Raw genomic sequence first — 21,562 nt, 5'->3', positions numbered from 1 at the left:
AGTTTGGAGCTAATCTCCAAACTTTTTACTATATTTTCTGTTCAACATCATGAATTTTAACCACTAATACTGCTCGAATCCAATCAAATTGTGCTTTCATTTGATCAAAATATGCGCCTTCATTAATAAATTGACCACTACCGTGAATATGATACCCGCGACCCATACCAGCGGTTCCTTGATAATTATAAGAACCAATCGTAATCGTTAATTCATGCTTAGGATCTTTCTTGAAATCCTGTTCAATTGAATGCATCCCAGCAGCCGGAATCAAAATAGTATCATCCGCAACCACATTAATATATTGTGACCAAGTATTAACCACACTAGCTGGATTGCCATTGATGGAAATAATCGTTGCTGGTCCTTTATCTTCTAAAACGTCTAAAAAATCTTCGTCCATTACCTTTGTCATAAATTCTACCTCCTAAAACCTTTCAGTTTTACTTTATTCCTTAATCCTGACAACCTATGTCAGAATTAGCAAATTAATATTGCTGAATTATTTCATTTAACTTTTCCAAATAGCTATCCTTTAATTCTTTTGGCTTTAATACTTTTACTTCAGAACCCAGAGATATCAAATAGTCGACTAAATAATGTAGTTCTTCCTTGTTATATTTACCATTCAGATATATTTTTCCATGCTTATGGTCAATTTGCATGATTGGGTATGAATTATACTCAACTTTTTGTTCACCGATTTTGGTTAACTGACATTGATAAGGGATGCAATAATGCTCCTGTTCATATTGCCGGAAGCTATCAAGTAATTGCTCTTTATTCATCACCGATTGTTTAGTATTTAGTAGCTTTACTGTTTCAAATTTATCAAGCCGCAAGACAAACCAACGTTTTAAATCCAAATTATAAGCATGACAAAACCAATTCCCTGCTTGGTAGAATATATCAAGCAACTGCAATTTCTGTTCTTCTTTAATAAACTGAAAATTTCGCGCTAAAATTACGCTATTATCCAGACAAGCTTTAAGTAGCAAAGTAAAAAAAGGTACTTCATTCAAGCTTGGCTGACTAATATAGTGAACAAATTCTTTTTGAAGACTAATTTGGTTTTGTAATTTTTGAGGTAGATTCTTTAGTAATTTAGTCTGAATCTTTTGATATTCATTACTGTATGGCGTTTCACTAAGATTTTTTATTGCCTGTAAAGCGAAAAAGATAGCGTTGATCTCTTGCGTATTAAAACGGATGGGCAATAGTAACTTACTATTAGTAATGTGATAACCACCACTACGCCCAGTTTCACTATAAAAAGCTAAGCCTAACTGCTCTAGATCGGTAATATCTCGCAAAGCTGTTCGCTCAGAAATTGCAAATTTTTCTTCTAGTTCTTTTAAATGAAAAATCTTTTTATCGGTTAAGTATAGTAGTTCTTGATTAAGTCGTTCAGATTTTTTCATAGTTGTGCAAGCTTTCCTGTCAAAAAATGTCAGTCTTTTATTCTATAATAATGCTGATAGGCGTTCAGGACAAGGAAGGTCATACTATGGTAGATATTTTAACTAAACAAACCAGCAATCAAAAATTTTCATTTAAATGAAATTTACGTTGACGATGTTGAGGCAGCAAAAAAAGATTTAGGTGTTTTAGAAATCACGCCTAAAACCGCTAGTTACCTAGACCACCGAACTCACCCAATCTTTATGAGAAAGTTTGAGTTTTAGCAGTTAGTTCACCATTTTAAACATAAAGAAACATCATAAATTCCAGTATCAATCCACCGAAATTTGTGATGTTTTGTTTATTCTTTTACCAGACGAATTTCACGGTCGAATAATTTACGCATCCCTTCATTGAAGTTATGTGCAATAAAAACAATCGTTGCTTTACTTTTCAGAAAATTCTTTAAAAGAGCCCTATAAATATCATTTGACAAAAAAGAAAAGCAGCTTTATGCTTAAATGTTCTTCGAGACAGGGTGAAATTCCCGACCGGCGGTAAAGTCCGCAACCCGCGCAAGCGGTTGAACCCTTAATGGTACCGATAGTTATAGTCTAGATGGAAGAAGGATAATTTTAATCTACGCTTATTTGCGTACTTGAATTATTTTTTAACTTGCATACTATTTCTGAACCTCGAAGTTTAGCTTCGAGGTTCTTTTTTTGTTCTGTTAGGAAGTGATTTAAATGGAAAAAGACCAATATTATATGAATTTAGCTTTACAAGAAGCTAAAAAAGGACGCTTCCAAACTTTGGTTGGTGCTGTGATTTTCAAAGAATTGAAGATCAAAGAAATCAATTTGCTAACTAATAATCCTGATAAAATTGACCAATTAAACGATTACGGTATTAAGATTAATAAACGTATTCCATTAGAAATTGCACCTAATGATGTTGATCGTTTTTACCTACAAACTAAGAAAAAGAGATTTCATCATTTATTAGAACTCAAGGAGGCTGAATAATGACTGAATATACTGGAAACTTCACTAATACTTATGGAAAAATCGCGATTGTCGTAGCTAAATTTAATGAAATTGTTACTAAAAATTTGGTTCGCGGTGCTAAAGAAACACTTCATCAATTCGGAATCCAAGACGATGAAATTGATGTCATCTGGGTACCAGGAGCATTTGAAATAGGCTTCACTGCTCAAAAACTAATTAAATCTGATAAATATGCTGGAATCATGACTCTCGGTGCAGTAATCAAGGGTGAAACTGATCATTATGCCATGATTATTCAAAACGTAACTAATGCGATCATGCAGATGAATTTACAAGCTAAAATTCCAGTCACTTTTGGTATTTTAACTACAGAAAATATTGAACAAGCTTTGTAAAGGGCGTGCTTAAAAGCAGGCAACGAAGGCTCTTCTACTGCCCAAAGTTTACTTGAAATGATCTCCCTCAATGAGCAATTGTAATTACTAACTATTTTATCCAAACACAACTAAATCCAACAAAAAAACTAGCCATGTTGTAAAAACATGACTAGTTTTTCTTGATAACTTATCTTTATTAATGACTAAATTAGAATCTTGCCATACCTAAGGCATGTTGTGCAGCTAAGTTAAGCAAACTCCATTGACGATCAAATCCTGGTTGGAAGAAGAAGTCTTGTTCAGCTAAGTCTTCCAAACGCATCTTATGACTAATTGCTAAAGCCAAAACATTGCCTTGAGCAGTAATATCATACTTAGAAAGTACTGCACCACCTAGAATTTGGTGAGTGTATGGATTAAAGGTTAAGCTGACATATACCTTAGGATTATCTGCTTCTGGAACATAAGCTGGGCGCATGTTATCTTCATAGAAACTAGTTTGGTAATCAAGCTTGTTCTTAGCAGCTGAGAATTGATTTAATCCAGCTGTAGCAAAATGATAGTCAAATACACTTAATGCTGAGGCACCAATAACACCTTTGAAGGCACGGTCTGGCTTATCCTCGAAGATATGATCGACCACATATTGAGCTTCTCTTCTAGTAGTAGTGGCTAAGGCAATTGGCATTGGCTTACCAGCTGGAATCGAAAGCGGCAGAATTGCATCTCCAATGGCGTAAACGTCCTTCACATTAGTTCTCAAGTATGGATCAGTCTTAATCCAACCTCTTTGATCTAAATCAACTACGCCCTTTAGCCAGTCAGTGTTAGGCATTACACCTGCTGAAACAACAACTAGATCAGCTGGGACATCACCTTGATCAGTTTTAACACTTTCAACTTTTCCATTACCATTAAAGCCTTCAATTTTGACACCCATCTTCAAGTCCATATTTTTCTTAAAGGTAGGTTCCAAAACATCGAGTAATTCAGAATTAAGATAGGTTCCTAATGGGCGATCAATCATATCCATTAAGGTTACATGCTTGCCAGCTTTAGCAAATACTTCGCTAGCTTCAGTACCGATATAACCAGCACCAACAATAGCAACATTTTTAATTGCTGGATCGTTAACAGCACTCATCAACTTAGAAGCCCAGTCACGTCCACGCATCAAATAGATATTCTTGAGATCATTACCTGGCACAGGTAAAACTTTAGGAGTTACGCCTGAAGAAAGAATCAACCTATCATATTGGACTTCTTCTTCAGAATTATTAGTTAAGTCCTTAACTGTAACAGTCTTATTTTCAGGATGAATAGCAGTTACTTCATGGTTGGCATAAACATGACCGCCCTTCTTTTCAACATCTTCTGGGGCAAAGTTTCTAACGTCATCTTCTGCTGTAACTTTATTTTCTAAATACAGCTGCATCCCACAGGACATAAATGAAATAAAGTCGCCAGCTTCATAAACAGTTACATCTACATCATTATATTTATCTAACAGCTCAATTGCTGATTCATGACCACCATGTGAAGCACCAACAATTACAATTTTACATTTATCCATAAAATCCTCCTAACACAATAGTTTCTTCTTTACAGTTTTAATGGTAACACTTATTATTTAATATCCATCGTATTTTGCTCAAAACTAATGGACAAAAATCAAATGAATGTTGACATCTGTAAACGCAAGCATTACCATTCATCTGTAACTTGTAAAAAGTAGGGAAAGAGATAATTCCATGAAAAACAAACGAATTGCTGCTTTAATTGCAATTGCGATTTTTACCTTTATGACTTCCTTTAACTTAAATTCACCACTTTGGCTCTTCGTAGTTACTTCCCTATTTTACGGAGTCAGAATGGGACTCTTTCAATCGCCAAACAATTCAGTTATTATGTCTTCCGTTGACCAGCAATTCTTAGGGATTGCTGGTAGTGTTAATTCCTTAGCTCGTAATTTCGGGATGGAACTTGGAGTAAGTCTATCAACCATTATCCTTTTATAGCTCAATGAGTTTTAAAGCTGGTAAAAATATCACCACTTATCCAGTAGGACAAAATCAATTATTTATGTCCGGTTTACATATTGCCTTCATCTTTGCTCTGATATTCGCTGCAACAGCTGAATAATTACTGTTACGCGTTTTGTAAAGAGCTACAAAAATAGATAGTTAATTGAAGCAGGTTTATTACCTGCTTTTTTTATATAAAATGAATTACATTAAAGCAAGTAATTGCTGTAATAGCAATCATGAAAACTGTATAAAGATTTTCCAATTTTGCTGATGAAATTTTCTGGTTCCAAACTGTACCAATATAACCGCCAATAATTGAAGCAATGATCAACATAGGAATCATTTTCATATCAAACATATGATATTGTGCACTAGCAACAATCGAAATGATTTTGGTAATTTGTGAGAAAAAGACCGTTGCAATTGAATAAACCGAAGATTGCTTCATTGTGAAGTGAAAAATTATTACGAATAGAGACACATTAAGTGGTCCACCACCAATAGCCAGAAAGATCGAAATGGCTCCTAAAAATAAACCTACAAAGAAAGCTAAAACAATATTTTCCTTTATATTATTCATGGTTCATTTGCAGTTAACCGTGCCCATCATTTTGTTAAAGATCAGAAATGGTCTCATGATGTAAAATTATTAAATAAATTTACCGAAGCCGGATATCAAAATTTCAAGAAATAGCTATACCTAAAAGTATCTAAAAAAGTTTCTAGTTTATAAAAGCGAGCAATGATTTTCAATTTTAAAATGCATTGCTCGCTTTTTCTAATTTGATTATTTGGTTACTCCTAATCTCTGAATAAAAGTAAAAAGACAATGAATGTAAGTAAGTTTCCATATCTAGAAGAGAAATAAATTATGTAGTTAGTTAAATTCATATATTCAACTAGCTTAAATACTTCTAAGCTTCCTATCAAATAAAGCAACTAAAAGCATCAAAATAAGTAGTATTCCTGATCCAATAAAAATCTCAGCAGTAGACATAAATTTACTTATCACACTACTTAAACTTAGACCCGCAGGTCTGGCCAATCCGATCATCATTAAATAAAAACTAATTACCTTTCCTAAGTTTTTATGTTCAACCTTATCTTGAAGCAATGTTTGAACAGGTGCATCAATCAAAGGAATACATAACCCAGCAATAAAATTAATAATAATAAAGATTATAAAACCATAATGATTGCCGGGAAGTATACCAGAAATAAACAAACTTAATCCGATTCCTAGCACTCCAATACCTGCAGGTATAAGTCGATATGATAAATTATTTAAATTTCCCATACACAGACCACTTAATGTCATACCTAATGCAATTGAAACTTCCACTAACGGCGCATCAAATTTTAAAGATCCATGAAAATGTTCACTAATCATAAGTGGATATAAAGCAGTTGATGGCACAATAATAGCTACGGAAAAAGCCTTGTAAATAATCACCCTATTCAGGCCAGTAACTTGAATAATACTATGAAGACCTTGTTTTAATTCGAACAGAAGGTGAAAGCCTCGTTGATTTGCATTATTAACTTCATTCCTCGGAAAGCATGTAATTATTACGGCACAAATACCTATTACGTTTGCAAGTCCTGATAGTAAAAGAATATAGTCTACTGGCAGCAATCCATATAATATTCCACCTAAAATCGGCGGAAAGAATTGATTAAGTGCTTGAAGCGAACTATATTGTCCATTTATTTTTAAAAGCTTATCATCAGGTACAAGTTCAGGTACAGCAGATTGAATAGTCGGATTCTGAATACTAATAGTAGTTGATCTAAGTAAATTTGAAATCAGAATTAGATCAATCGTTAGATTATTGTGGCTATTGATTGCCTGCAAAAATAGTAAAAGAGTAACAATAAGGCTGATTGTATCAGAAAAAATAAGTATCTTTTTCTTACTAACTCTATCTGCCATTACGCCAGCGAAGAGAGCAAATAATGCGATTGGTAATAAAGAAATTATTTCAGAAATAGATAAAATAGTGGCTGATTTCGAAATTGAGGTAAGATAAAAAAGCAAACTATAATTGACAGTTTCTGAAATAATAGTAGCTAGCCCTTGGCCAATAAATAATCGATAAAAGTTACTAGCCCATGAATAATATATATTTTTGTGCATGAAAAAAACTCCTTACAGTTAAATTTGAGAACATAACTGCTTGGAGTTTTCCAAGGTATACGCGTAGTAAACTTAATCACTATTTTTTTCGCTATGTTATTAAGCATAGTATCATAAAACAAAAAATATACAATAAGTTTTTAACGCAAAGCCTTATTTTCATTTAATCAAAAGTAGATTTTTCGCCCTCTAAAATTAAAAATGTACCAATAGGTATTAATATTAAAGAGGGCTATTTATCTTGCTTTGAACACATGATTAACTGTTTACCAAAGGTTTTACGATCCTTGATAATTCTTAACATCACCTGCGCTACATCACTACGATAAGTTCGAGGTGCACCTGGCATCTTGTATCCCGAATCAGCATCCCTAACTAAAGGATTTTCAGTCTTTTTGCCATTAAACAACGGACCAGGATGAACGGTAGTCCAGTTTAAATCAGAATTCTTAAGTTGACTTTCACCCGCTTCATGGTCAGAAAAATTACCTTTCAAAAATCCTTTGGCTCCCATACGGTAAGGATAACTGGTATTGGCTAAAGTTGTACCAACACCTAATGCAGAAAGACTAATTAATCGTTTGATTTTTGCTTGATCCATTGCCTTAATAATATCAGGTATTGCAAAACTAAATAATTTACCACTACTGTTAGAAATTGGATTACCTAACGTTACTAATACAGCGTTACATCCCTTCATTTCAGAAGCCATTTTTGCAACATCATCAAGTTGTCCTTTAATTACTGTTAGCTCAGGATCATTTATATTTAACTTTGACGGATTTCGAACGTAAGCAACTAATTCATCATTACGTGTTAAAGCTTGTTTAACTATTTCAGATCCTGTTCTACCTGTAGCACCAATTAAAAAGAGTTTCATTAGCTTCTCCTTCCTATTAACTAAAAATTGTCTTCAATCCAATTCATAATATATTCAGTTCCAGTTGCATAGCCACCCATTTGCGTATGTTGCTGAGCAGTTGAATTTTCATCAAACAGTAAGTAGTCCTTAGGACAGGTTAAAGCATCATAAAACTTTTTCGCTGCTCCATGAGTAACCTCTGCGGAACCATCTAAAACTAAAGTTTTAGTTTTAATATTTTGTACAATTTTTGTATTATCAAATTTCTTTAATTCGTTAATTATAGTTTTATTATTTGCTCCATGCTTCCATTCATAGTCTTTTAAAACAAAGTCAATCATATTAGGTCGAATCATCGCTGGTATTTTAAGTGCTTTTTCTAACCGTTTAGCAATCATGCCACCCCAATTCATATTACCAGGATCTGAAATAATAAACTTTAATCGATTATCAAAAGCTGCACCACGCGCTACTAAAAAGCCGCCAAAGCTCATACCCATTGCTCCGATTTGTTCTGAATCAACTTCCTCTTGTTTTTGAGCGAAATCAATAACTGGTCCTAAAACATTTCCAAAGTCTGGTCTAAACTTTAAGTCTTGCAGTCTTAATGCCATCCCTTGTCCAGGTCCATCAAAAGTTAGGGCATGAATTCCGCGCTTAATTGCCGCGTCAGTAACCCAAATTGTATCATCTGCCCAAGTATCCCGTCCTGGAATTACGATTAATAATGGTGCCTTTTTATTTTTAGCAAACGGCGAGCGGTAAAAATGACCTGGTAAATAAGTATTTTCATAAGGAATTCTTATTGCTTCACCAGGATAACCATTTAACTCTAAAGCACGGTCATAACAGTCTTTACTTCTTTGAGAAAATTCTTGCATTCTAGGGTCCTGCCAATCACCAAAATACATTAGGGATACACGCCAATAAGTAGAAGCCCGCAGATAACTACTACCAGCACTAATTAATTTGCCGGCTTTTTCAAACTTATGCGCACGGTTCTGTAAGTTTGCTGCCATATTACTCCAGGCATTAATCCAGCTTTGTTCATCACTTTCTTTAATATTCATAATGATTTCTAAGACTTCACCTTCATCGCTCATGCGATATGGCATTAAATCCATCACATGCTTGATTAATGCATCTTGCAACATGTTTTTACTATATTTATATTCTGACCAATGTTTCTTAAAGATTTCTGTCATGGGTTATTACCTCTCTTCTTAATTGTTGATTCAATCTTAGAGAAAAAAGGACTATAATTTAACTACAAAATGAGATGGAGTGTTGCATTTTGAATAAATATCATAAGAAAAGCAAAAAAACTGATCAAATAATAGAATCTGCACTATTAAAATTAATGGATTCAAGTGATTTAAATAAAATTACGATGAATGAATTAGCTGACATGGCAAATATTAATCGTGTTACTATTTATCGCCATTTCAACGATAAATGGGCAATTATTGAGCAGATTGAAGCTAGGCTTTTTACGGCATTAAAAAAACCACATCAGAAAATGCTCGATCAACTAGCATTAAAATCTGATAATGGTATTGAATATCTAACTAATTTTTTACAGGTCTTCAAAGACAACTTAGTAACAATTCGTATTCTGATTTCCAGTCATGGTGACCTAAGTTTCTCAACCAAGTTAATGGACCATTTGTTAGAAATGGAAGGATTGTCACATTCATTGATGCATTTACAAGCAAATAATGACTTACAAGAACTATTTTCTTATTACAGCATTTCTGCATTAATTGGAATTATTCGTTTTTGGACTATCCACCCCAACTATTCAGCCAAAGAAATGGCTACTTTTTTCTTTAAAATGCGAAACGGAGAATTAACAAAACTAAGTTAATCAAAAACATGGAAAAAACGCTGATTCAATATTGAATCAATGTCTTAAAATACAAAGCTAAGTAGTCATGTCTTAACTTAATGACATTTCTCATTGATTAATATATTACTGCAGAAAATATATTAAAAATTAAAATAATTATTGGTAGTATGAATATGATTTATAGTGCACTTCTACAAAAAAAGAATTGAAAGCAAAACTTTCAATTCTAGTGAGTGGGTATTTAACTACTAAACTAAATTTTATTTAAAACGAATGATTGTTTATCTTTAGTTATATCGTTAATGCTAATTGTATCATCAATCACGCCTTCATCACTAACTAAACTCAAAACATTATTTTTCGCCTTTAATTTTAAACCAGAGGCTAGCATGCTAATTTCTCTTTCTCCAGTAAATAAAGGGAGGTTAAACTTATTTTCTAGCTCAATTTCATATAATGGATCTTCCTCATCAACAATAACTAGTTGAAAAGCTAATACGCTCGTACAGCTCCCAACATTTGAGTATTTATTAACCCCATCATTTAAATCAGGGTTAAATTATTATACTTGAACTGAATAAAAATCACATTTTGGTAAAAATGTTCACCACTTTACCAAAATGCGGCTTTTATTTTGAACTTTTAGTTCAATTTTGACTTAATAATCTTCATCTTCACGCATTTCTGCAGGCCAACCATCAATTGGCTTACGTTCGTCTAAAACGCGTAATCTCTTAAGATCATCATTATCTAATTCAAAATCAAAGATATCAATATTTGACTTAATATGAGCTGGATTAGTTGAACGCGGAATAGTTACAACATCGTTTTGAACCAAGTAACGCAAAATTACTTGAATTGGTGATTTCCCATATTTTTCGCTAATTTCTTTTAAAACTGGATTACTTATTAGATTTTGCTGACCATTACCAAGCGGACTATAACTTTCGTGCACAATATTTTCTTTTTCTAAAAATTCGTGCATCTTCCATTGCTGCAAAAATAAATGAGTTTCAATTTGATCAACCATTGGACGGACACTACTTTGGTGAATTAGATCTAAAGTTTGGCGACTATTAAAATTACTAATTCCAATTGCGCGCGTCTTTCCTGCTTTATATGCTGCTTCCAGTGCATGCCAAGTATCAATATCATGTCCCATCGGCCAGTGAATTAAAACCAGGTCAAAATAATCTAGTCCAATTCTTCTCAATGATTCATCTAAACCAATCTTAGTATCTTCATAACCATCAGTCATCGTTTTAGTTGTGATAAACACCTCATCACGATTTAGACCGCTTGCTTTCACCGCTTCGCCAACTTGTTGTTCATTTTGATAATATTGCGCCGTATCAATTAAGCGATAACCTTCTTCAAAAGCTGATAATACTGCTTGCTTTGTTTGATCAGGACTAATTTCATAAGTTCCAAAACCAAAAATTGGAATTTTAACGTCATTATTTAATGTTAATTGCTTCATATCAAAGTTACCTCAATATATTTTTTCAGTTTATTTCTATAATCAATCATATACTAAAAATGATTATTTATTTCTATTAAGCATTCGAATATCAAAAGTTTAACTATAAGTTAAATTATGTCCCATTTATCTCGAAAGTTTAACTATAGTTAAACTTTTACCCAATTTCATCCATTTTTTAACTTATACACAAAAAAGAGCTGCTTTCTCAAGCAACTCCTTAAATTTATTTTTTATTCTCCGGTCTAGGACCAGGCTTAGGTCCCATTGAAACAATAAAACTAACAATTGGAAATCCTAGATATAAAATCAGCTTCTTTCTATATATTATTTCTTAAATTGATTATGAACGTACTCAGCATAAAGCGGTGTTGACTTAACTAATTCTTCGTGCGTACCAGAACCGGAAACTGTACCATGATCAATGAAGTAGATTCTATCTGCATCAACAATCGTACTTAAACGGTGTGCAATGACTAAAGTCATTCTATTCTTCATTAAGCTGGTTAAAGCTTTTTGCACCATTGCTTCAGATTCTGAGTCAAGACTAGCAGTTGCTTCATCAAGCATTAAGATATTTGGATCACGTAAGAATGCGCGAGCAATCGCAATTCTCTGTCTTTGACCACCAGAAAGTTTTACCCCTCGTTCACCAATTTGAGTACCCAAGTCATCTTCTGATTCTTTTACGAATTTATCAGCATATGCCATCTTTAGTACACGCCATAGTTCGTCATCATTTACTTCATGATCTAATCCATAAACTAAGTTTTCACGAATTGTTCCTGGCATTACTGCAGAATTCTGACCGACTAAACCAATTTGATGACGCCAATTAGTTAAATCGATATTGTCAATATTTTCATTACCAATCGTAATCTTACCTGAAGTTGGTTTATAGAAACGTTCAATCAATGAGAAAATTGTTGATTTACCACCACCAGATGGTCCAGCAAAAGCGACAACCGTATTTGGTTTAGCCACTTCATTAATGTCATGCAAAATTTGCTTATCTTTTTCATAAGAGAAGCTGACATTTTGCAATTGCAATTCTTTACAAGCAACATCAACTTTTTGATCAGCAGCAGATTCTTCAATGGGTTCATTGAGCATTTCACGAATACGTTCAGTTGAGCCTGATGTCTTGGCTAATTCGTTAAAGAATTAGCTAACCATAATTACTGGTCCCATTAATTGGAACAAGTACATTAAAAATGAAATGAGGGCACCCACTGCCTTGCATTACCCGAATTGCACCATAGGTTAAAATCCCGATTACCAAAATCATCATTAACATGTTAGAAATTGGTTGCATCAAGGAATTAACCCATGATTCTCAAAAGAAAATATTTCTTGTTAATTAAATCAAATATTTTTCTGAATTCAAATACCACTTCTTTACTAAAGTAGTTAAAGCAATATATAAGATTAACAAAAGAAATACAATTGCTAAAAAGTACATTGGAATTGGGCCAAATTTTATTGCTTTAGCTATTGGTGTAATAAATGGTAAGACAGTTCCCACCACTGCCATACCGATTGTTGCCCAAGTAACAATTGCTGTAGCATGTTGCTTAATAAATGGTAATTTGGGATCTCTAAGTGCATGAATAACCATTTCTTGGGTCCAAAGTGATTCAATAAACCACCCTGTACAAAAGATGGCTGAGAAAATTAATTTTTGCGTTGCGCCAGCTGCTACATAACTAGTTCCAATTACTTGCGGACAAACCACAAAGAAAAGCAAAGCAAAAGTTATGATATCAAAAATAGAGGACGTTGGACCAAAGTAGAACATAAACTTCGGTAGCTTCTTTGTACTCCACTTTCTAGGCTCTGATAAATAATGCTTATTCATAGTATCAAATGGAATAGATAGGCAACTAGTTCCATACATCAAGTCTAAAATTAAAAGTTGAATTGGAAGCATTGGTAGGAATGGCAAAAATGAAGAAGCTACTAAAATTGATAAAATATTACCAAAATTAGAAGAAAGCGTAATTTTAATATATTTCATCGTATTGCCAAATACTTGACGGCCAATTTGTACTCCCTTTTCTAAAATCATTAAATCTTTGTGGAGCAAAATTATATCTGCTGACTTTTTAGCAATGTCCACCGCTGTATCAACTGAGATAGCAACATCTGCCGCTTTCATTGCAGGAGCATCATTGATTCCATCTCCCATATAAGCTACGGTATGACCATCTTGTCTAAGTAAGTCAATAATTTGAGCTTTTTGTTGTGGGGATAATTTCACAAAAACATTGCATGCTTGCACCATTTGTTTTAATTCAGCGTCAGTCTTATTTTCAAGGTCTTTTCCCTGATAAACTCGATCAATATTTAAACCTACTTGCTTTCCTACATTTCGCGTAACTGCTTCATTATCTCCAGTTAAAATTTTGACTGCAATGCCATCTTCTTTTAAGGCAGTCAATGCTGCTTTAGCACTGTCTTTTGGTGGATCTAAAAATGCTAAAAATCCAACTAAGATTAATTCATTCTCATCATCAATGCTAAATTCACCAACAGGAGCTGGATTTTCTTTATATCCTAAAAGAACAACACGTAAACCATCCTGATTCATCTCATCAATTTCAGTTAAAATTTTCTGACGTTGATCTTCATCAAGTGGACTTATTGAACCATCTATTTCTACTCTATTAGAACAAGCAAGCATTTCTTCAGCAGCACCTTTAGTTACCAAAATATGTTCGTGTTGCTGGTTCATAACGACAACGCTCATGCGTCTTCTCTTAAAATCAAAAGGTATTTCATCAATCTTTTGGTAGTTTTGATTAATTTTCTTTGTATCTAGTTCTCCTTGAGCAGCGTCAATAACTGCTTTATCAATTAAATCTTTCATCCCTGTTTGATAATAACTATTCAAGTATGAAAGCTCTAATACTTTTGACTTTTCTTCTAAGTTTAAATTATAGTGTCGTTCCAAAACCACTTTATCTTGTGTTAAGGTACCAGTCTTATCAGTGCAAAGAATATCAGCTGAGCCAAAGTTTTGGATTGAATTCATTCTTTTAACAATGGTTTCATGCTTAGCCATTTCAATAGACCCCTTAACTAAATTGCTAGTCACGATAACTGGCAACATTTCCGGCGTCAGACCAACAGCCGTTGCGATAGCAAAAATTAATGCATTTAGCCAATCGCCTTTAGTTAAACCATTAATCAAAAACACTAGTGGTGCAATTACAGCTGTCATGATTAGTAATATTTTAGAAACATTTTTAATTCCAATGTCAAAAGTTGTCTCTTTGTTTTTATTCTGAGCAAGAGTACGGGCCAGATTTCCAAAAACGGTTTTATCACCTGTAGCAAAAACGACGCCCATTCCAGAACCAGAAACAATATTTGTTCCTTCATAAAGGATATTTGGATAATCTAAGTAATTATCACTTTCTTTTGGCTTCTGATCTGCCATCTTTTCAACTGGACTTGACTCACCATTTAATGAGCTCGCTGAACAAAATAAGTCTTTACTCTTTAACAAATACATATCTGCTGGCACTAAATCTCCAGCAGCTAAATTAATAATATCGCCAACTACTACATCTTTAGTTGGTAATTCTTTATCTTCGCCAGCTCGTTTAACATTTGTAGTTACAGAAACCATATTTAGCAATGAATCAACCGCATCACTTGTTTTTACATTTTGAATAAAACTAGTAATTCCTGAAATCAGAACCATCATAATCATGATAATTACGGTACTCAGATCTTTTTGATCAGCTGGCACAAAGACATAGTTAGTTAAAAAAGATAAACCTGCTAAAAATAACAACACGCCTGTAAAAGGTGTCATAAAAGCATCGATTAGAAAATGTAATTTTGGATGATGTTCTTTATTCGAGACCTCATTTAAGCCATCTTGCCCTAAACGTTGCTTTGCTTGAACTGGATTTAATCCATTAATTGTTGTATGCAATTGCTTTAAGACTTCATTTTTTTCTTGTCTAGCAATTTGCTTAGCCAAAGTCGCATTAGTTACTACGCGATCTTTAGAGTTGAATTTTAACATAGTAATCTCTCCCTCTAAAAAATCGGCAAACAAACAAAAAGACCAACGCAAAAACTGCATTGGTCTTAACTTAGCGATTTATACTCGTCGTTCAGTTTTAACACTACGTAACGTGAAGTTTTTTAACTAGCTGACTGGGAAAAGCCTTAAGTTGACAATTCCTGTTTAACCCGTTGGCATCTCTAGATGTTGCTGGGCATCAGCGTATATTTACGTAGGAGTCTCACCTAACAGTTCATTTGCTTCTTTATTCAACTAACGGTTAATAGATTAAACAATTATTCTTTATTATTCAAGCATTTTTATAAATTCTTTACTTTTACTCTAAATCCATACATCAAATAATTGCCATCAGTTTGAGTAATTATCGGGATATTAACTTTTGGATTGTATGATTTTTTCTTAATAATTCTAAAACCTAAATTTGCATAGGTATCAGCTTTTGCCTGCGGTAAATCTGTAAGAAAACTTGATAAATTTTTATTTGCCATTATACGCACACCTAATTCTTGATAAAACTGACTATATGTCGAAGCAATTTCAGTTTCAGAACAATCGACTTTAAAATCCGAACACCCAAAATCATGATCAGGTAAAAAACATTTCTTTACCATATAAAAATCGACATTGGTTAATTGAAAGTTATCATTTTCTTTTTGACGTAAAATGGATAAATCTGCTTCAAACTTTGAATGCGCAATTCAATTTTATTTTTTAAAGGGATTAATTTTCTATTCAAGGCAACCCTGCTCGAATCGCTCAAGTAATCTTTGATTTCTTCTACTAATAAAAGTCCTAAATCACGCAGTCCTAAGATAAAACTAATTTGATATAACTACTTATAACTATAATAACGATAGCCATTTTTCTTAGTCTTCATTGGTTTAAAAATATCTTTTTGATCATAAAAAATTAAAGTTCGTCTGGTAGTACCAGCAAGTTTGGCGCTGATACATTATCTTCTTCTCATCGCCTTCCAGATGAAATGTGGAGCCAAGAATATCAAAATGAATATTATCAAATGTATTTTGATATATTTAAGAAATATCCATTTATTTGTGGCGAATTAGTTTGGAACTTTGCTGACTTTAAGACGAGTAAAGGAATTATGCGTGTTGGTGGCAACGATAAAGGAATTTTTACTCGCGATCGTGAACTTAAAGATATTGCCTTTACCTTGAAAAAGAGATGGCAACAACTAAATTAATATTTTAGTTGTTACAAATAATCGTGTTCAATCAAAATAATCGATATCATTTTAGCACATTTGATATCGATTATTTAATTATGAACGCAATTTTTTAATTTTGATACAAATTTCTAGCTAATTTTAATTTATAAAACTAATATCCTGTTTCTTGAACAAGTCAAACACGATCAAGTCTGATGAACTCAAATCTTCCTTGTTCATGTCTACAGCACTAATTCTACTGTCATCATAACAATTGAAGTACAAAATACCCTTTTCAAGATTCATACAACTAGTATACATGGTGTATTCAAAAATATTAGGACCAACTTCATCCATCCCTTTTACCTGTTCAACAGACTGCAAAATATGGAAAAAATTAGTAACACTTTCTACCTCATCACTATCTTTTGGTGCATGATTCAAAGCAAAACATACTTTAACAAAACGTGATTCTGAATCCATTCCACCAGGTAAATGATGAGTTCCTAAGCTGCGGCTATACATCTTAAGATCAACTCCAGGTAAAAAATCATTATTAGGTTGGCCGGGAACAACTGCAGCATAATTTGCCAAATTAGTTAACTGCTGCGGGAATAACGGTGCGTTCGTCAAAGCATTAACTGGATTATCATAAACATGTAAACCTTTTTCATCTGACTCAACAACGATACTCTTACCGGTCTTATCTCCTACTAGCCAATGAAGTTCTGAAGCTGGTGTATTTTTAGAAAAACTCACATCAGAAATATTAACATCAGTCAAATTTTCTTTAACCTGATCAACAGTTTCATAAGTAGCTAATATATAAGAAATAAATTCAAATGAAGCAATGTTTTTCTTATCTTCTACTACTGGAAAATACTTTCCTTGTCCAGCAAAACTTAAACCAGCTACTCCCAAACCCTTTTCATTAATCGCATCGCAATATAGTGGGGTATTATTTGCTACAGCAGCTATGCCAATCATTGCATAATGTGATTTTTCAGCTGGTAAATTGGCAAACTTAAATTCATAATTTCTTGGTGTAATAACCACTTTTTGACCATAAGCAATTTCATAATCTAAGTTTCTACCAAAATAGTGGTCTTTGGGACTATATAAAATTGATGTACACATATTAGATTTCTCCTCTGATTAAAGTAATCATTTCACTTCATATTCTAATCCCAAAGAATATCAAAATATAATATTTCGATTACATGAAAAAAAGGCTGATTTTCACATCAAGCCCTTAATTTAGTTTGTCATATTCTTCATCAGAAACCGGTTTAAGCCATGTATTCTTACTATCTCCTACCATGATTGCTAAGTGTGCAAACCACGAATCTTTAGTAGCTCCATGCCAATGCTTAGTATTAGGGTTTACAATTACAACATCACCTGGAACCAACTTTTGTGCAGGCTTACCTTCTTCTTGATACCACCCTTCACCAGCAACTGCAATTAAAATTTGTGGAACTGAGTGCATGTGCCAATTGTTGCGGCATCCTGGTTCAAAGCTCACATTATGAACCGCAGTCTTAGCTTCTTTACTTTCTGCTAATGGCTTAAGATAACTAGTTCCCTTAAAAAACTTAGCAAAGGCCTCATTTGAATCACCAAAGCCAAAAACACTATTTTTTACTTCTTCTTCATTTTTTGCTATGTTATTACCCCCATTTCTAACTTTGCTTTTATTTTAGAATAGAAATAACGTCATGCAAAATATTTATTTGTAATATTATATTATACATTTAAGGTATGGATGATAATTATTCATAATCTTTGGGATCAATAGTTGGCTTGGGTAAATCAGAATTAGACGAAAGTTCAATTCCTTGAATTCCATTAGAAAGGAATCTGCGTCAAGTAGGTAGTCTAAAAGAATTTACTCTTTACTTAAATAAATTTCTCGATCAAACATCTGCCGCATATGTTCGTTAAAATTATGAGCAATAAATACAAGTGTTGCTTTACTATTAAGCAATTTTTCCAAGATATTCATTGTTGCTTTTTGATCAATTGCGCTAGTTCCTTCGTCAATCAAGATGATATCACTATCATGAATTTTTGCTCTCGCCAAAACGATCTTTTGTCTTTGACCACCCGAAATATTAATTTTATCTAAATCAAGTTCTTCATTAATTCCATTTTTAAATTTTTTAATATCTTTATTGAAATTAACTTCATTGACAGTTTTCTCCACTCGACTATCTAATTGATCATTAAACATAGTAATATTTTCTTTAATTGTACCAGGAAATAGATTCGGGTCTTGTGGGATATAACCGATTCTCGACATATCGGGGATTATTGTGTCTCCGGTTGCGTTTTGAAATTCAACTTTACCCGTACTTGCTTTTAATTCACCTAAAATCAGCTTAAACAAGGTTGATTTTCCAGCACCAGAATCTCCACTTAATAAGATCTTTTCTCCAGGCTTAACATTAATATCTGGAAATGTTAGCTTTTCTCCATTTGGAAAATTTAATGACAAATTTTTAGTAGTAAAGGCAAGAGGGGGTTCTTCCCCATCTGCTTCATTCTTATTAATGACAGAAGAGTAACGACTAATTTCTCCCATCAACTCTTTAGAAGATTTCATAAAACTTAAACCTTCAATTACTTGCTGCAAACCAATTGAAACATTAGCTGCAAAGTTCTGAACGGACATGATAGCACCAAAGATAATAGCATTTTTTGTAATAAAAAATGCAGTTAATGAAAGTAATAACATTTGTCCAACTAAGTTACAAAAACCACTTAAAACAATTAATTCTTGCTGAGCAGCTGTTTGTTTAATATGTGCGTTCTCTACTTTATTTGAAGCCTGCTCACCAATTTTAAATAGTTTTGCACCAGCAAAGTATCTTCTTAATTCTTCAAGGCCAGAAAACCATTTTGCCAAAACATCAAGATAATATTTGTTTTGCTTGGAAACATTGGTTGTGGCTTGCTCCATCTTTTTTTGAATTAGTTTTGGAATAAAATAAGAAATAACATCAACTACAATACTTACTAGAAAAATCATCCAATTAATGGACAATAGTGCTATTAAAGCTGATACAAAGATTGCCCCATAAAATGGAATTATAATATACCAATCAAAGAAATTTGTTCTAACCATTTCAAGATCATTAGTCATTCTATTTTGCACATCAGCAACTTTGTGATTTCTTTGATCTAGGAAATAATGCCTGGCAAGTTTATTGCGGATCTGTTGATTATATTCTTCTTCTTGAATTCGAATTTCAAATTGAATGTAGTAGATCATCCCCTGAGTGCCAATATACAAAAGCCCCATCAAAAGGACAGTAACCAATATTCCACGCCAATCTTTGTTTTTAACATCGGTTAAAAAGTACATTTGTACATATCCCGCGCCAATGACAGCAGCACCAGAAATTACTGACAAGATATTCATGTAAATAAATCTGAAGTAATTCGTCTTTATAAAATCTTTAAAGTTCATTGATTAGTGCCCCCATCATCTAGTTTTACTACCCGATCAAACATTGAAACTAATTCGTTAGAAAAGTTATGTGCAATCATAATTACAGAACCATCTGTAGTTAAAAGATGTTGCAAGATATGCTTCGTAGATTTGCTATCAATTGCACTAGTGCCCTCGTCAATAAAAAGCCAGGGAGAATTATGGACTAAGGCTCTAGCTAAGACTAATTTTTGCTTTTGACCACCAGATAGATTGTTCTTATCTAAATCAACTTGTGTAGCGAGTCCCTCAGGGAATTTTTTAATATCCTTATCAAAATCAACTTTTTCAGTTGCTTGTTTTACTTGATTATTAAGCTCAGAATTAAACATAGTGATATTATTTTCAAGCGTGTCTGGAAAGAGTGTGCTGTCTTGTGCCAAATATCCAATTTCATCCGGATTTAAATGTATTTCCTTACCATCCTGATCAATAAAACGAATTGTACCTTTACTTGGAGTGAGTTTATTTAAGATCAATTTAAATAAGGTAGACTTTCCGCTTCCGCTATCGCCAGTTATTAGAACTTTTTCACCTTTATTGAAAGTTAAATCAGGATATGAAATCTTTTCGCCATTCTTAAATTGTAAGGCTAAATCTTTTATCTCTACCTTCGCAACTTTTTGAGCATCATGTTGGTCCTGGGCTATTTCAACTGGCTGTTCTAGTTCAAGAATTTCTTTATTTAATCCTTTAGCTGACTTAATTAAATTCCATTGAGCAACAAATGCTGCTACACCATCCATAATTGTTGAACTAAATTGTCCAGTAGTAATTACAGCACCAAAAGCAATTTCCCCCTGTAAATATAGGTAAGCACATAAACCTAGAAGCAGCATTTGACCGCCGATATTTACAAGCGCTGTAGCCAAATCAGCAATTGCAATGGTCGCTCCCTGATGAATTGCAGCTTTCTTGTACTCTTTTGCGCCATTATTAATTGAATTGGTAAAAATATCGAAACTAGCATATCTTCTTAGTTCATCTAGGCCTTTTATCCACTTATCTAAGATATTGAGAAATTTTTCATTTTTCTTCGTAACAGTAACTGTTGCCGAAGAAGTCATTTTTTCAAAGACTTTAGGTAATAATAATGAAATAATAGTTAAAATTATGGTCACAACAACTAAAATCCAATTAAAAGAAAATAGGATTCCAATTGAGAAAACTACCGCTAAAAAATACATAAAACTATTTTTAATCGGAACTAAGTACTTAGTAGTCAGTTGATCAAGATTGGCAACCATACTATTTTGTACTTTTGCAGTCTGGCTAATCTCGTTTTTAAAGAAATAGCGACTAATTTTTTTACGTATTTGATGTAAATAATTCTGTGTTTCTTTACTATATAAATAATCTGATCCCGATATTAGCCCAAGTCTGACAGCGTCACAGCCTAAAGCTAAACACATAAACAGAATAAAGCCTAATAAATTCATATTTCTTAAATAATTATATGCTGGCGTCATTAAATATTGTGATAATGAGTCAATTGCCATTCCTATAAAAACCATAAAGAAAATCAGAATAAATAATTTTTTATTTGATTTAAATAGTTTTTTTATGCTCATTTCTATCTCCAAGTAAGTAAAATTTAATTATGTTTTAATTAAATTTTATAACTTCACACTTACAACTTCAATATTCTAAAAAATATTAGAAATACGACAAACTATTTAAATCTATTAAAAAAGCAGAATTTAGATTACTTTCGAACTA

19 protein-coding genes, 4 pseudogenes and 2 riboswitches are annotated in these 21,562 nt (G+C 33.0%); of the genes and pseudogenes, 5 read left to right on the top strand and 18 right to left on the bottom strand.

Annotated features, from left to right (window positions below; genetic code table 11):
• Window positions 1-28: 28 nt before the first annotated feature.
• From LGAS_RS04790 to LGAS_RS09785, 3 genes and pseudogenes are all read right to left on the bottom strand, one after another.
• Window positions 29-415 (bottom strand): hypothetical protein, encoded by a 387-nt coding sequence (locus LGAS_RS04790; protein WP_003647323.1) that lies wholly within the window; start codon window positions 413-415, stop codon window positions 29-31.
• A 73-nt stretch (window positions 416-488) separates the two neighbouring features.
• Entirely contained in the window at window positions 489-1,421 is a 933-nt protein-coding gene (locus LGAS_RS04785) for a helix-turn-helix transcriptional regulator (RefSeq protein WP_011678892.1), read from the bottom strand.
• 341 nt (window positions 1,422-1,762) lie between these two features.
• Window positions 1,763-1,873 (bottom strand): annotated as a pseudogene (locus LGAS_RS09785) (ABC transporter permease); the annotation flags it as partial.
• Window positions 1,874-1,921: 48 nt separating this feature from the next.
• Window positions 1,922-2,035: riboswitch (FMN riboswitch) on the top strand.
• Window positions 2,036-2,147: 112 nt separating this feature from the next.
• Here LGAS_RS09785 and LGAS_RS04780 point away from each other — a divergent pair.
• Both LGAS_RS04780 and ribH read left to right on the top strand, forming a co-directional pair.
• Window positions 2,148-2,426, top strand: a complete 279-nt coding sequence (locus LGAS_RS04780; protein ID WP_003647324.1) for a GTP cyclohydrolase II — start codon at window positions 2,148-2,150, stop codon at window positions 2,424-2,426.
• Window positions 2,426-2,887 (top strand): annotated as a pseudogene (gene ribH, locus LGAS_RS04775) (6,7-dimethyl-8-ribityllumazine synthase). The gene LGAS_RS04780 and the pseudogene ribH overlap by 1 nt, the downstream one beginning before the upstream one ends.
• Before the next feature lie 106 nt (window positions 2,888-2,993).
• Here ribH and LGAS_RS04770 read toward each other — a convergent pair.
• Window positions 2,994-4,358 (bottom strand): FAD-dependent oxidoreductase, encoded by a 1,365-nt coding sequence (locus tag LGAS_RS04770; protein ID WP_003647325.1) that lies wholly within the window; start codon window positions 4,356-4,358, stop codon window positions 2,994-2,996.
• A gap of 178 nt (window positions 4,359-4,536) precedes the next feature.
• On the opposite strand from LGAS_RS04770, the gene LGAS_RS04765 reads away from it, so the two are divergent.
• Window positions 4,537-4,803: a hypothetical protein gene (locus LGAS_RS04765; protein ID WP_003647326.1), complete on the top strand. Its 267-nt coding sequence runs from the start codon at window positions 4,537-4,539 to the stop codon at window positions 4,801-4,803.
• A gap of 196 nt (window positions 4,804-4,999) precedes the next feature.
• Here the strand turns inward: LGAS_RS04765 and LGAS_RS04760 are convergent, their stop codons facing one another.
• The 4 genes from LGAS_RS04760 to LGAS_RS04745 all read right to left on the bottom strand — a co-directional run bounded on the left by LGAS_RS04760 (window position 5,000) and on the right by LGAS_RS04745 (window position 9,016).
• Window positions 5,000-5,392, bottom strand: a complete 393-nt coding sequence (locus LGAS_RS04760) for a sulfite exporter TauE/SafE family protein (RefSeq protein ID WP_003654877.1) — start codon at window positions 5,390-5,392, stop codon at window positions 5,000-5,002.
• A gap of 324 nt (window positions 5,393-5,716) precedes the next feature.
• Window positions 5,717-6,949 (bottom strand): MFS transporter, encoded by a 1,233-nt coding sequence (locus LGAS_RS04755; RefSeq protein WP_003647327.1) that lies wholly within the window; start codon window positions 6,947-6,949, stop codon window positions 5,717-5,719.
• 232 nt (window positions 6,950-7,181) lie between these two features.
• Entirely contained in the window at window positions 7,182-7,829 is a 648-nt protein-coding gene (locus tag LGAS_RS04750; RefSeq protein WP_003647328.1) for an NAD(P)-dependent oxidoreductase, read from the bottom strand.
• Between the two features lie 20 nt (window positions 7,830-7,849).
• Window positions 7,850-9,016: an alpha/beta hydrolase family protein gene (locus LGAS_RS04745; RefSeq protein ID WP_003647329.1), complete on the bottom strand. Its 1,167-nt coding sequence runs from the start codon at window positions 9,014-9,016 to the stop codon at window positions 7,850-7,852.
• Window positions 9,017-9,105: 89 nt separating this feature from the next.
• Between LGAS_RS04745 and LGAS_RS04740 the strand changes: the two genes are divergently transcribed.
• Window positions 9,106-9,678 carry a TetR/AcrR family transcriptional regulator gene (locus tag LGAS_RS04740; RefSeq protein WP_035424203.1) on the top strand — a complete coding sequence of 191 codons (573 nt, stop codon included), beginning with the start codon at window positions 9,106-9,108 and terminating at the stop codon, window positions 9,676-9,678.
• A gap of 235 nt (window positions 9,679-9,913) precedes the next feature.
• Here LGAS_RS04740 and LGAS_RS09645 read toward each other — a convergent pair.
• The 6 genes and pseudogenes from LGAS_RS09645 to LGAS_RS09435 all read right to left on the bottom strand — a co-directional run.
• Window positions 9,914-10,198 (bottom strand): annotated as a pseudogene (locus LGAS_RS09645) (iron-sulfur cluster biosynthesis family protein); the annotation flags it as partial.
• A 120-nt stretch (window positions 10,199-10,318) separates the two neighbouring features.
• Window positions 10,319-11,140, bottom strand: a complete 822-nt coding sequence (locus LGAS_RS04735; protein WP_003647332.1) for an aldo/keto reductase — start codon at window positions 11,138-11,140, stop codon at window positions 10,319-10,321.
• Window positions 11,141-11,467: 327 nt separating this feature from the next.
• Window positions 11,468-12,476, bottom strand: a pseudogene (locus tag LGAS_RS04730) (ABC transporter ATP-binding protein); the annotation flags it as partial.
• Between the two features lie 24 nt (window positions 12,477-12,500).
• Window positions 12,501-15,179, bottom strand: a complete 2,679-nt coding sequence (gene mgtA, locus LGAS_RS04725; RefSeq protein WP_025012214.1) for a magnesium-translocating P-type ATPase — start codon at window positions 15,177-15,179, stop codon at window positions 12,501-12,503.
• A gap of 75 nt (window positions 15,180-15,254) precedes the next feature.
• Window positions 15,255-15,421: riboswitch (M-box (ykoK) riboswitch) on the bottom strand.
• 60 nt (window positions 15,422-15,481) lie between these two features.
• Window positions 15,482-15,670 carry a hypothetical protein gene (locus tag LGAS_RS04720; RefSeq protein WP_003653057.1) on the bottom strand — a complete coding sequence of 63 codons (189 nt, stop codon included), beginning with the start codon at window positions 15,668-15,670 and terminating at the stop codon, window positions 15,482-15,484.
• Window positions 15,671-16,014: 344 nt separating this feature from the next.
• Complete coding sequence (locus LGAS_RS09435; RefSeq protein WP_230577966.1) at window positions 16,015-16,092, bottom strand: MerR family transcriptional regulator; 78 nt, start codon at window positions 16,090-16,092, stop codon at window positions 16,015-16,017.
• A gap of 72 nt (window positions 16,093-16,164) precedes the next feature.
• Between LGAS_RS09435 and LGAS_RS04715 the strand changes: the two genes are divergently transcribed.
• Complete coding sequence (locus tag LGAS_RS04715) at window positions 16,165-16,386, top strand: glycoside hydrolase family 2 TIM barrel-domain containing protein (protein WP_003653060.1); 222 nt, start codon at window positions 16,165-16,167, stop codon at window positions 16,384-16,386.
• A 123-nt stretch (window positions 16,387-16,509) separates the two neighbouring features.
• Here LGAS_RS04715 and bsh read toward each other — a convergent pair whose 3' ends face one another.
• From bsh to LGAS_RS04695, 4 genes are all read right to left on the bottom strand, one after another.
• On the bottom strand, window positions 16,510-17,487 hold the full coding sequence (gene bsh / locus LGAS_RS04710; RefSeq protein WP_003647335.1) for a choloylglycine hydrolase: 978 nt from the start codon (window positions 17,485-17,487) through the stop codon (window positions 16,510-16,512).
• A gap of 115 nt (window positions 17,488-17,602) precedes the next feature.
• Window positions 17,603-18,016, bottom strand: a complete 414-nt coding sequence (locus LGAS_RS04705) for a cupin domain-containing protein (protein ID WP_025012215.1) — start codon at window positions 18,014-18,016, stop codon at window positions 17,603-17,605.
• 222 nt (window positions 18,017-18,238) lie between these two features.
• The gene (locus tag LGAS_RS04700) at window positions 18,239-19,822 is read right to left on the bottom strand and encodes an ATP-binding cassette domain-containing protein (protein ID WP_011678890.1); all 1,584 of its coding nucleotides are present in this window, start codon (window positions 19,820-19,822) and stop codon (window positions 18,239-18,241) included.
• On the bottom strand, window positions 19,819-21,414 hold the full coding sequence (locus LGAS_RS04695; RefSeq protein ID WP_003653066.1) for an ATP-binding cassette domain-containing protein: 1,596 nt from the start codon (window positions 21,412-21,414) through the stop codon (window positions 19,819-19,821). Before LGAS_RS04695 ends, LGAS_RS04700 begins: the two co-directional genes overlap by 4 nt.
• Between the last annotated feature and the right edge of the window lie 148 nt (window positions 21,415-21,562).

It is taken from the genome of Lactobacillus gasseri ATCC 33323 = JCM 1131, assembly GCF_000014425.1.
Taxonomy (GTDB): Bacteria; Bacillota; Bacilli; order Lactobacillales; family Lactobacillaceae; genus Lactobacillus; species Lactobacillus gasseri.
Note: the sequence above shows the minus strand (reverse complement) of the source record. Positions and strands in the feature narration are given on the sequence as shown.

Coding starts and splice junctions, on each gene's coding strand:
- LGAS_RS04790 (WP_003647323.1), bottom strand. CDS start 415: ATGACAAAGGTAATGGACGAAGATTTTTTAGACGTTTTAGAAGATAAA.
- LGAS_RS04785 (WP_011678892.1), bottom strand. CDS start 1,421: ATGAAAAAATCTGAACGACTTAATCAAGAACTACTATACTTAACCGAT.
- LGAS_RS04780 (WP_003647324.1), top strand. CDS start 2,148: ATGGAAAAAGACCAATATTATATGAATTTAGCTTTACAAGAAGCTAAA.
- LGAS_RS04770 (WP_003647325.1), bottom strand. CDS start 4,358: ATGGATAAATGTAAAATTGTAATTGTTGGTGCTTCACATGGTGGTCAT.
- LGAS_RS04765 (WP_003647326.1), top strand. CDS start 4,537: ATGAAAAACAAACGAATTGCTGCTTTAATTGCAATTGCGATTTTTACC.
- LGAS_RS04760 (WP_003654877.1), bottom strand. CDS start 5,392: ATGAATAATATAAAGGAAAATATTGTTTTAGCTTTCTTTGTAGGTTTA.
- LGAS_RS04755 (WP_003647327.1), bottom strand. CDS start 6,949: ATGCACAAAAATATATATTATTCATGGGCTAGTAACTTTTATCGATTA.
- LGAS_RS04750 (WP_003647328.1), bottom strand. CDS start 7,829: ATGAAACTCTTTTTAATTGGTGCTACAGGTAGAACAGGATCTGAAATA.
- LGAS_RS04745 (WP_003647329.1), bottom strand. CDS start 9,016: ATGACAGAAATCTTTAAGAAACATTGGTCAGAATATAAATATAGTAAA.
- LGAS_RS04735 (WP_003647332.1), bottom strand. CDS start 11,140: ATGAAGCAATTAACATTAAATAATGACGTTAAAATTCCAATTTTTGGT.
- mgtA (WP_025012214.1), bottom strand. CDS start 15,179: ATGTTAAAATTCAACTCTAAAGATCGCGTAGTAACTAATGCGACTTTG.
- LGAS_RS04720 (WP_003653057.1), bottom strand. CDS start 15,670: ATGGCAAATAAAAATTTATCAAGTTTTCTTACAGATTTACCGCAGGCA.
- LGAS_RS04715 (WP_003653060.1), top strand. CDS start 16,165: ATGTGGAGCCAAGAATATCAAAATGAATATTATCAAATGTATTTTGAT.
- bsh (WP_003647335.1), bottom strand. CDS start 17,487: ATGTGTACATCAATTTTATATAGTCCCAAAGACCACTATTTTGGTAGA.
- LGAS_RS04700 (WP_011678890.1), bottom strand. CDS start 19,822: ATGAACTTTAAAGATTTTATAAAGACGAATTACTTCAGATTTATTTAC.
- LGAS_RS04695 (WP_003653066.1), bottom strand. CDS start 21,414: ATGAGCATAAAAAAACTATTTAAATCAAATAAAAAATTATTTATTCTG.